Below are 10,971 nucleotides of genomic sequence, written 5' to 3'. Positions count from 1 at the left end.
TATTGTTTGTAATACTTTGTAATTGAACACTATAAAGTTACAACAATTTTCGCTAATCACCAAATTTACAAATAGTTATAATTCATCGAACTCACGTTATTTATTTTATAAACGTATATTTTATCCTGTATTTCGAATGTAGCTTCCTGAGGAATAACAAATATACCTTTCTTTACATAAGGAAAAATAACTGTTGCCGTACTTCCATTTCGGAGCATTCTTTCAGGATTCGGAAAGACAGCACGCAGCGTAATCGCTCCCGTTTCCGTATCGGTCGTACCACTGATGGCATCAATTTTTCCCTTATGCCCGTACATTTGCCCGTCACTCAGGCGAAGTTCCACCTCAGGCATTCCTTCCAGAGCCTTATCCATTGTGCCATACTGGCGGACAAGCGAAAGAATCTGCTGTTCGGTCATGGAAAAATAAACATATATCTCTTCGTCGTCCGAAACAGTCAGCAGGGGAGTCGTGATAGAAGAGTTAACCAATGCTCCGACACGATAAGACGACATACCAGCCACCCCGTCGACCGGACTTTTGATTACGGTATACGAAAGGTTGTTCCTGGCATTCACCTCTTCGGCTTTTGCCTGTGCCAGCGTAGCTTCTGCCTCCAGCAAGGAGTTGCGTGCCGTTTGACGGTCAAAATCGGAAACAACATGTTCTCGGAATAATTCCTCCTTACTGTCTGCTGTAAGTCGGGCCGTAGCAACGGCAGCCTCCGCACTCTTCACATTTGCCAATGCCGTCTGTAAGGATGCCTGATAAGGAACCTGATCGATAATGAATAAGGTCTGTCCTTTATGGACCTTGGCTCCTTCATTCACACAAATATCCGTAAGGGTACCACTTACCTGCGGACGTATTTCTACACTCTGCCGACCACTGATGACTGCCGTATAAGCACTGGTCAGCGTCTGGTCTGTTCTTTCTACTGTTATCAGCTTGTATTCACTTCTTCCTTGCTGTCCGGCAGACTGACCACATGCCGTAAGAAGCAACGCCAAAGAGAAAGAAGCAATACTCATCGGTAAAAACAATCTATTCATTTCCTTCCTTTTTTAGTTAAAATCCGGTGTAAAATTAAAAGGCTGTATCAGCAAATCATTTGTCTTAAACCGAAAGATACTTGCCTCAAACCGACGTTTAGGAATTTTTCTGTTTACAAAACATAAAACACTTAAAAGCCCTTTTCATGATAAAAATATATTTCTACATTTATTGCCTTCAAAACATCATGAGCAATGAAAGAAAATATTATTTTTCAATGGATTAACGATAAATCTATAGCTAACAGACAAGTTGAAATTCTGGCAGCAAACGACAAAATGACTATACTGAAAGCACAAGGAGAAAATGTAATTTGCCCTGACCTGCTGGAAGAATCACATCCAACTTTTCTTTTTCTATCAAAAGGTAAATTAAATTTCTGGATGAACGGAGATTACATCGAGATTCAAGCTCCGGCACACATTGATTTTATCCTTATCTATCCGTGGAAAAAAATAAAAACAAGTAAAGACTTTGAAGGATATTTCGTTACGACAGAACAAAGTTTCTTTATAAAAGTATCGGCAAGTATTCGTTCCAAATTCGGAGGGCTTATCTACCAATATGCACAAAAACCTTTCGTTCCACTCAATGAAGAAACTATACAACGAATTATCCTTTTTCTGCACTTACTGATAGCCATTATCAAGCAGCCAGAATACCATTTTCGTTATGAAGTCATGGAAAACATGCTGCGTACACTCCAGCTTGAGATATGGAATATTGTCTTTAATCTGTATAAAAATGAAGTAGTGGACGAACAACAGCTATGGAGCGATATTCTCTCACACTTCTTGCACTTGGTACGTACAAACTGCCGTTACCATCACGAAGTAAAATGGTATGCCAACCAGTTGTGTGTTTCATCGGATGCGCTTTCTGCCAGGGCAAGAAGGACCTACGACAAATCGGCTGGACAGATTATAGACGAATATTTAATGATAGAAGCAAAAGCTTATTTACAGAATCCGAGCCAGTCAATACAAAATATAGCAGAGTTACTTTGTTTTTCAGACCAGGCTTCCTTCTGCAAATTTTTTAAAAGATGTTGTGGCATTTCACCCAGTGAGTTTAAAAAGGCACAGGGGTTGACTATGAGAACGTGAAAGATATGAAGGGTTAAAAAGCAAAAAAATAAGTGTGCCACCGCAAAGGTAACACACTTATCCTACAAAATTCTATCTTAATCGTTATTTTGCCAGACTATAAACGATGTCCATAATCTGCTTACCCAGTTCGTCAGCAGCCTCCATGGTGGCAGCTTCAGAATATACACGGATAATCGGTTCGGTATTGCTCTTCCGCAGATGAACCCATTTATCAGGGAAATCAATCTTCACACCGTCGATATCGTTTATCTCTTCATTCTTATACAGTTCTTTCACTTTAGCCAGAATAGCATCTACATCTGTCTGAGGAGTCAGGTCGATACGGTTCTTTGCGATGAAATAGTTAGGATAAGAAGCACGAAGTTCGGAAACTTTCTTTCCCTCGTGTGCCAGATGACTCAGGAAAAGAGCGATACCTACCAGCGCATCACGTCCATAGTGTGACTCCGGATAGATTACTCCACCGTTTCCTTCACCGCCAATAACGGCATTTGTTTCTTTCATTTTGGTAACCACATTTACCTCTCCTACAGCAGCTGCGTTATACTGCATGCCATATTTACGAGTGACATCGCGCAAAGCACGTGTAGAACTCAAGTTAGATACGGTATTGCCCGGTGTATGTTTCAGTACATAATCGGCAACAGTCACCAGTGTATATTCCTCACCATACATGGTTCCATCTTCGCAAATCATAGCAAGACGGTCTACATCCGGGTCAACTACAAAAGCAACATCAGCCTTACCTCCTTTCATCAGGTTCATGATATCACCCAGGTTCTTTTCAAGAGGTTCCGGATTATGCTGGAAATTTCCCGTAGGTTCACAATACAGCTTTTCGACATGCTGTACACCCAGACGCTCAAGCAACTGCGGCAATATGATTCCTCCAACAGAGTTTACACAATCTATTGCCACACGGAAGTTGGCACGACGGATAGCTTCTACATCCACCAACTTCAAAGCAAGCACACTGTCGATATGCTTTTCATTATAAGAATTATCTTCTGTATAAGAACCCAAGTGATCGATGTCTGCATATACGAACGCTTCTGCCTCGGCAATACGAAGGACTTCCTGACCTTCGGCTGCGTTCAGGAACTCACCGTGTTCATTCAATAACTTCAGTGCGTTCCACTGTTTCGGATTATGGCTTGCAGTCAGAATGATACCACCACATGCGCCTGCCATTGTCACAGCAAGTTCGGTAGTAGGTGTAGAGGCCAGACCGATGTTTATCACGTCGAAGCCCATTCCCATCAATGTACCACAAACTACATTCTTCACCATTTCACCCGAAATACGGGCATCACGTCCTACAACAATCTTGTTGCTGCCAACCGTCGATGTACGACGAATCAGCGTGGCATAAGCCGAAGTAAACTTTACGATATCCAGCGGATTTAATCCTTCTCCCGCTTTTCCTCCGATAGTCCCCCGGATGCCAGATATAGATTTAATCAGTGTCATTATTTACCTAAATTATAAGTTATCTCGTAATAGCAAGGATATACATACTGCGATGCCTTACTGGTTCCCTGTCCGTGTGGTACAATCAGACGTACACGTGCTACTTTTTCAGAAGAAGTAGTATGACCCGGCTTCAAATATTTTAATGGAACAAGCCAACCAGAAGGTACTGATGTTGTACCATAAATACTCGCCATACTATATTCTCTTGAAGTCTGGAATGCTGCAGAATAAGAACTAGAACTAATTGTTAATTTATATTCTTCTGGAAACAGTTCCAAAGTCGAATTGCCTGTATTTCCCATGTTCCATAAAAGAGTATCCCCAACACTAAATTCTAATTCATCACGCGACTGAACAGCCACTTCCACGAAGCGAGAAAGAATCTCATGTGACCCTTCCTTTAAGACTTCACCATTTTCACCATTAGGACCTTTGCACATGATATTCATGTAAACGCCACTCTCCTCGAACAGCACAAACTGATTCTCATTTGTGATGGTATCCTGGTTATAAAAATCCTTCTCACTGATAACCTGATAATCGTGACTCAGAATCCATGCGTTGATAGCATCGGCTTCTTCCTCTTTCATTTCAGCATAAGTCTTGCCATTATCACAACTCTGCAAACAGCAAGCCACTACACAAACTACCGCAAAAAACAGTTTTATCTTTTTCATTTTCATATTATTTACGCCGCAAAAATAGCAAAATGCTTCATATATTTCAAGATGAGCCAAAGCATTAACAGCCCTTAACACAAGCCTATACCCTCCTCGTCAAGACAAAAAACCTTACTTTATCAGGGATGCGATATATGACTTCATTTCAGGTACGGCACGTCTTGTTTCCTGATACAATGTATATTGTGCCAATGTACGAACGTAATTATGCTCGGCATATTTTATCTGATAATAAGTATCGCCATTGATATAATCGGCCAAAAAACGTACCGCCTGCATGTACGGGAACAAGGTTACGGCATAAGGCAACAACTCTATTTCAACAGGCGTCAGAAAACTTCTGGCTGATTCAATATATCCTTTGGCAAAAGCCTGAAAAATATCGAATCTGAAATGTATTTTGCTTAAATCCGGTTCGTCTTCTGGAGCCGTATTGGCTGCCGAACGAAGGAAATCGCCAAAATCGGAAAAGACAAAACTCGGCATTACCGTATCCAGATCGATAACGCAAAGTACTTTTCCCTGCTCATCGAACAGCATGTTGCTTACCTTCGTATCGCAATGGCAAATGCGTTTCGGCAACTTACCCTCCCGATACAAACGTTCCGCACAGCACATTTCTTCGGCATCTTTTTCTATATCTGCGACCAAAGTATGTACCTTTTCCATCCGTCCGACCGCATCCTGCTGTACAGCCTCACGCAACTGTTTCAGACGGAACTCCATGTTGTGGAAGTCGGGAATGGTTTCGCCCAAGGATTCGGTCATATCTGCCAGCATGGCTTCAAACTCCCCAAACTTCAGTCCGACAAGGTATGACGAGTCTGGAGTAACCACATCGAGCGTCTGCGAATCGGGAATAAACACCGACATGCGCCAATATTTTTCTCCATCAAAATAATATGTCTTACCGTTATCAGCTTTTACAAAACGAAGTACCTTCCGGTCAATATCGTCTTCGTGAGCCTCTTCCAGCTTCTGCCGGATATGTGAGGTAACTGCTTCTATATTGTGCTGAAGCATATCTACGTCTGTAAAAATATGATGATTGATACACTGCAAAATATAATCAGGATCTGTCACGCTCTTAGTCTGTACCAGATAAGTCTGATTAATCAGTCCGGAAGTCAAAGGTTTGATTTGAATAATTTCACCCACTTCGGGAAAGTGGTCTATAACATTGTTTAAGGCATCCATTACTCGTTATATTTAATCTGTTTCGAAGTCTTTATTTTCGGCTTATTACTTTATTTACTCTTTGCCCATTCCTTGGCACCTTGTGCTTTTAGTCGTGATGTGGCTTCTGAAGCCTTCCGTGCAGCTTCGGCCTCATCCTCAGGAGCAGCAAACGCATGCTTATACCCTTTTACAACATTCCATTCTCCACGGGTAAAATCGGGAAAGGCTACAGGCACACAACCGTTATCCATGGAAAGTTCTCCCAGCTCGGCAAGGCAACACCATTCAGCCAGATCGTAGACATCCATATCCAGTGGCAGGCCATTCTGCAAGCAGTATACCAAACGACTATCCATGATAAAGTCCATACCGCCATGTCCGCCGACTTCTTTAGCCATTTCACCATATTTCTTCAAGATAGGATGCTGATACTTTTCGACCAATGCAGCCATTTCCTTTTCCGGCAAAAATCCATGTGAGCTCAAGTCATCCACTTTAGGCTGAACTCCCGATGCTGCCAACTGTTTGGCATCCAATGCATAGCCTTCTACCGGATATTTATTGGCGAAGCCTTTCGTTCCCGTAAGCTGATATAAACGGTTATAAGGCTGTGGCGTCATGACATCGTGCTGTATTTCGATTACTTTTCCATTCGCTGTACGAATCAAGGTTGTAGTATGGTCACCGTTACGGAAATGATTGCAAACAGAATCAGTGCGTTCTTCTACCAATGCCTTACCAACCACCGACTTGGTATCCATAGCTACCAGTGTAGCCATGCGGTCGCCACGATGAATATTGAGTGCCTGAGCAACAGGGCCGAGTCCATGGGTAGCATAAACATCTCCCCGATGCCGCATATTATAATCCAGACGCCATCCTAACTTATCGTCTTTTCCTTTTTTCCAGTAATAATCCCAAAAAGCGTCCAGATTATGAATATAAGCTCCTTGAGCACGGATTACTTCTCCGAAAACTCCTTGTTGCGCCATATTCAGCGTATTCATTTCGAACCAGTCATAACAACAGTTTTCCAGAATAAAGCAATGCTTACGAGTTGTTTCACTTAAATTAATAAGTGCCCAGCATTCTTCCAGATTCATGGCAGAAGGGACCTCTACCGCTACATTTTTCCCATGCTCCAAGGCACATTTCGCAACAGGAAAATGATGCAGCCAGTCGGCTGCGATATACACGAGATCAATATCTTCCCGTTTACAAAGTTCCTCATATCCTTTTTCACCCGAATATACAACAGCCTTAGGCAGAGATGCTTCCTTTAAATACTTCTGACAAGCCTCAGCACGTTCTTGCTCATAATCACAAAGAGCCACAATCTGAGTGCCCGGAATATGTGTAAAACGTTCTACAGCTCCCGGACCTCTCATACCCAGTCCTACGAAACCAACACGGACTACTTCCATTTTCGGAACAGTCAGCCCCAATACACTTTTCTGTCCGGCAGGACGTTCCGGCGAATGAACCACAATTGTCCCTTTATTCCACTCCCACTGGGTTCCTCTTACAGAAGTACAAACTTCGGAAGCAGGCCTTGCAGCACATACTCCCAGTGTAAAACACATACTTAGAATTAATACATTCAGTCTTTTCATGTTTTTCATTGTATTAAAAGCCTGTTCGAACCAGTCGTTCCAACAGGCTTATTCAGGTTGTTAATTTTTTCCAGTTTCACTAAGCAACAAACTTTCGTATTTCACCAAAGCCTGCTTGAACAAGGTAATAGCTTCCTCCATCGTTCCATAAAACTCACCTCCCGAGGCATTCAGATGACCTCCTCCATTGAAGAACTCCGAAGCCACTTTATTGCAAGGGAACGTACCTACCGAACGAAGCGAAACCTTAATCATGTTCTTTTCTGTATCTTCACGCAAGAAAGCAGAAAAGCATATTCCCTTCATCTGCAAAGGTATATTGACAAATCCTTCTGTATCTCCCTTGATACAATGGAATTTGCTTTGTTCTTCCTTTGTCAACCAAATCAGTGCCGAACGGAACTGTGGAAGTACCTGCATCTTGTCATACAGAATATATCCCATCAAACGTAAACGATCTTCGGAATAGGTATTGAAAACCTTGCGATAGATTTCATCTTTATCAATGCCCTTCGACAAAAGCTCACTGATGATGAAATAAATTTCCCGGTTATTCGAATTGTAAGTAAAGCCTCCAGTATCGGTCATCATACCAGTATAAATACATTCAGCCCCTTCCCGTGTAATATCTTCAAAATTTCCCATACGGCAAATCAGACGGAATATCAATTCGGAAGTAGACGATATTTCCGGGTGAGAAATGGTAACCCGACAAAAATCTTCAGGATTCAGATGATGGTCGATCAATACTTTCCGTCCGGGAGCTGCCGCAACAGGTTTAGCGACCTCGTCTATACGCGACAAAGCATTAAAATCGAGGCAGCAAATCACATCAGCCTCAGCTATCAGCCGGTCGGCAAATTCTGCATACTTATCGTAACGGATAATATCTTTGGCTCCGGGCATCCAGCGAAGGAAATCAGGAAAAGCATTGGGAACAATCACATGAACATTTTTTTCCTGAGTTCCTAAAAAATGAAAAAGTCCCAACGATGAGCCCAACGCATCGCCATCGGGAGAAACATGAGTTACGATTACTATCTTGTCGGCGCGCTCAAAATATTTGGCAACCTTATCGATATTGGCTTGAAGTATTACTTTCGTCAACATAAAAATTTTCGAATTGATTTGAGAGGCAAAATTACAAATTAATTCTTAATCTACAGAAGAATAGCATAAGAACCTTTCTCGGAGATATCCATGTAATCAAGTCCGACAGCCTCACACTCACGTTTTAATTTTTCCCGATAACTTTCACTTAACGATCCATCAAGTATAACCCGACCAATATGAAATAGCGAAACAATATCGTTTAAGGAACCTTTGAATCCGCGGCAGATATATACATAATCGACAGATAAAGGATGATGTGTCTGCTGATTTTTCCATTTACCATCATCTAAAAGAGCCACACATATATGTTTTACTTTATATATATGTGAGACAGCAAACAATTCGTTTATCTGCCTGTCATGTTTGGTATATATACCAGCTCGTGTCAGGTATAGATAATCTTCCGTATCCTTTATGGAATTGACGACAAAACTGACAAGGAGTACGTTCAAACAGAGTAAGAAAACAATCAATCCGCGGGCACGACGATTGATCCAATATTGCCACAATGCCAACAACAAAACTGACAGCAAAACCGCCTGCCAGCCAGAAATATAGACAGATGTAATCTGAGCCCCCGACCAATGCTGTATCTGTTCCATAGCTCCATTTAGTATCCGTACAGCGATATCCACTCCCTGTGCTACAAAGTTTCCTATCCAAGGAGTATATACGGAAAGCAACAACGCCAAAAGTGTAATTGACAAGATACAAATGGAAAGCGGAGCAACAACCAGATTGGCCAGCAGGAAGTATGCCGGAAATGCGCCGAAATAGTAAAGAACAAACGGTAAGGTTCCAAGCTGGGCAGCCATTGAAAGTGACAGAATATTCCAAATATATTTCACGATCTTGCTGCGGGGATGAAGCAGACGGCTGAGTAAAGGATAAAACAAAAGAATGGAAAATACTGCAACAAAGGAAAGCTGAAAACTAATATCGAACAAATACATCGGCTGGTAAAGCAACATCAGAAAGGCTGCTAATGAAAGTGCAGAAAAGCCAGAGAAACGTTCTTCGGAAACAACTGAGGCCAGTGTATAAATCGTAAACATGGTTACAGCCCTCACAACCGAAGCACTCAGCCCTGCAAGAAAAGCAAATCCCCACAACATGAGAACAAGGCTGACTCCCATAATCCATCTTCCGCCTCGCACATACCGTAAAGGATAGAGCAACCAAGAAAAAATCATTGTAAGAATGCCGATATGAAGCCCGGAAAGAGCCAGTATATGACTGGCTCCTGCTGCACTGTATGTAGCCTTCAAATCTTGGGTCAATTCAGCCTTGTCGCCTACAGTAAGAGCCGATACCACGGCAAGAACATTTTCGCTCAGTCCCCAGGAACGATATATAGCAACCACTTGTTCCCGAAGCAATAAAGCACGTTGAGTAAATGTCGGATTACCTGCCTGTGAAAGTTTTTTCCAATGTCCGGCATAAGCAATCGCTGTTCCATTAATTCCCTGTATTTCCAAATAGCGTCCATAATCGAAACCTGAAAAATCGACATCGGAAGCAGGTTTACGTATCCGTGAGAAGAAACAAATACGATCGCCACACTTTAATGACTGGACTGAATCAGGCATCCAGTAAAGCATAATTTCTCGATTTACCTGTTTCCATTCATGCGAAAGAGTATCTTTCAAGTGTTCCACACTTACCGTTGCCTGTATAGTCTTTCCCTTACGATGAGGAATATCTGTTACGGTTCCTATATAAACAGATTCTGCTGACGGCCACTGATAATCTACCTTATCGCAAGCTATAATATACAAGATTCCTCCTAAAAGCATAAAACTACCTGCTGCAGATAAACCAAAGACAAAACGACGGGAATAAGAATTTATGCGATAAGACAACAGACAAAGGAGAACTGAGAGAACAAATAAAAAGAGAAGTGCAGGCACCCATTCGTCCGTTGCCTGCAACAAATAGGATAAAAAAATTCCGGTTGCCAGTACAACCGACAACCGGAAGAGAGGATAAAATGTGAAACGAGAACTCACAAACTTGTTATTTTAGACTTTTCAAACGGTGAATCATATCCTCCATATCTGGAGCTTTAAACACGGCATTGCCCGCAACCAGTACGTCGGCACCCGCCTTTACCAACTCAGCACCTGTTTCCAGGTTCACGCCACCGTCTACTTCTATCAAAGCATCCGAACCCGTACGTTCTATTAATTCGCGTAACTCACGCACCTTCGTCAATGTATGTGGAATAAATTTCTGACCTCCAAACCCCGGATTTACACTCATCAACAAGACCATATCTACGTCGCCAATAATGTCAGCAAGCATCGATACCGGTGTAGACGGATTCAAGGTTACCCCAGCCTGCATACCCGCATCCTTAATCTGTTGTACGACACGATGCAAATGTGTACATGCTTCATAGTGTACATTCATCATCATCGTACCCAGTTCTTTCACTTCACGAATAAACTTCTCAGGCTGTACAATCATCAAATGTACATCGAGCGGCTTTTCACTCAATTCGGCTACATATTTTAATACTGGAAATCCGAAGGAGATATTCGGTACAAATACTCCATCCATAATATCAATATGCAACCAGTCGGCCTCACTACGGTTTACCTTAATAATGTCATCTTTCAAATTTCCGAAATCGGCAGACAAAAGGGAAGGTGATATTTTTAATTCATTTTTCATATTACAAACGTGTCATTCCAAAAACAAAGGTAAGTATTTTTATGGAATATCAACTACAATGAATGTAAAAACAGT

At 41.9% G+C, this 10,971-nt stretch carries 9 protein-coding genes; 1 reads left to right on the top strand and 8 read right to left on the bottom strand.

What is annotated here, in order from left to right; translation table 11 throughout:
* Positions 1-65 precede the first annotated feature (65 nt).
* A complete protein-coding gene (locus ACZM60_RS09660; protein WP_489521387.1) occupies positions 66-1,052 on the bottom strand; it encodes an efflux RND transporter periplasmic adaptor subunit in 987 nt (328 codons plus the stop codon).
* Between the two features lie 195 nt (positions 1,053-1,247).
* Between ACZM60_RS09660 and ACZM60_RS09655 the strand changes: the two genes are divergently transcribed.
* Positions 1,248-2,159 (top strand): helix-turn-helix domain-containing protein, encoded by a 912-nt coding sequence (locus tag ACZM60_RS09655; RefSeq protein ID WP_489521386.1) that lies wholly within the window; start codon positions 1,248-1,250, stop codon positions 2,157-2,159.
* Positions 2,160-2,243: 84 nt separating this feature from the next.
* Here the strand turns inward: ACZM60_RS09655 and glmM are convergent, their stop codons facing one another.
* From glmM to rpe, 7 genes are all read right to left on the bottom strand, one after another.
* Entirely contained in the window at positions 2,244-3,632 is a 1,389-nt protein-coding gene (glmM, locus tag ACZM60_RS09650) for a phosphoglucosamine mutase (protein WP_489521385.1), read from the bottom strand.
* A complete protein-coding gene (bamK, locus tag ACZM60_RS09645; RefSeq protein WP_489521384.1) occupies positions 3,632-4,312 on the bottom strand; it encodes a BamK family beta-barrel-assembly machinery protein in 681 nt (226 codons plus the stop codon). Before bamK ends, glmM begins: the two co-directional genes overlap by 1 nt.
* A gap of 114 nt (positions 4,313-4,426) precedes the next feature.
* Positions 4,427-5,512, bottom strand: coding sequence for a phosphotransferase enzyme family protein (locus tag ACZM60_RS09640; RefSeq protein WP_021972066.1), 1,086 nt, complete (start codon positions 5,510-5,512; stop codon positions 4,427-4,429).
* A gap of 50 nt (positions 5,513-5,562) precedes the next feature.
* Positions 5,563-7,107, bottom strand: coding sequence for a Gfo/Idh/MocA family protein (locus ACZM60_RS09635; RefSeq protein WP_489521383.1), 1,545 nt, complete (start codon positions 7,105-7,107; stop codon positions 5,563-5,565).
* A gap of 60 nt (positions 7,108-7,167) precedes the next feature.
* The gene (locus ACZM60_RS09630) at positions 7,168-8,217 is read right to left on the bottom strand and encodes a DHH family phosphoesterase (protein WP_489521382.1); all 1,050 of its coding nucleotides are present in this window, start codon (positions 8,215-8,217) and stop codon (positions 7,168-7,170) included.
* A 50-nt stretch (positions 8,218-8,267) separates the two neighbouring features.
* The gene (locus ACZM60_RS09625; protein ID WP_489521381.1) at positions 8,268-10,229 is read right to left on the bottom strand and encodes a ComEC/Rec2 family competence protein; all 1,962 of its coding nucleotides are present in this window, start codon (positions 10,227-10,229) and stop codon (positions 8,268-8,270) included.
* 7 nt (positions 10,230-10,236) lie between these two features.
* Complete coding sequence (gene rpe / locus ACZM60_RS09620; RefSeq protein ID WP_340319501.1) at positions 10,237-10,896, bottom strand: ribulose-phosphate 3-epimerase; 660 nt, start codon at positions 10,894-10,896, stop codon at positions 10,237-10,239.
* Between the last annotated feature and the right edge of the window lie 75 nt (positions 10,897-10,971).

It is taken from the genome of Phocaeicola sp. (genome assembly GCF_057861905.1).
Note: the sequence above shows the minus strand (reverse complement) of the source record. Positions and strands in the feature narration are given on the sequence as shown.

Excerpts from the sequence above, each read along its gene's own strand:
- ACZM60_RS09660 (WP_489521387.1), bottom strand. The coding sequence starts at position 1,052 with ATGAATAGATTGTTTTTACCGATGAGTATTGCTTCTTTCTCTTTGGCG.
- ACZM60_RS09640 (WP_021972066.1), bottom strand. The coding sequence starts at position 5,512 with ATGGATGCCTTAAACAATGTTATAGACCACTTTCCCGAAGTGGGTGAA.
- ACZM60_RS09635 (WP_489521383.1), bottom strand. The coding sequence starts at position 7,107 with ATGAAAAGACTGAATGTATTAATTCTAAGTATGTGTTTTACACTGGGA.
- rpe (WP_340319501.1), bottom strand. The coding sequence starts at position 10,896 with ATGAAAAATGAATTAAAAATATCACCTTCCCTTTTGTCTGCCGATTTC.
- ACZM60_RS09630 (WP_489521382.1), bottom strand. The coding sequence starts at position 8,217 with ATGTTGACGAAAGTAATACTTCAAGCCAATATCGATAAGGTTGCCAAA.
- bamK (WP_489521384.1), bottom strand. The coding sequence starts at position 4,312 with ATGAAAAAGATAAAACTGTTTTTTGCGGTAGTTTGTGTAGTGGCTTGC.
- glmM (WP_489521385.1), bottom strand. The coding sequence starts at position 3,632 with ATGACACTGATTAAATCTATATCTGGCATCCGGGGGACTATCGGAGGA.
- ACZM60_RS09655 (WP_489521386.1), top strand. The coding sequence starts at position 1,248 with ATGAAAGAAAATATTATTTTTCAATGGATTAACGATAAATCTATAGCT.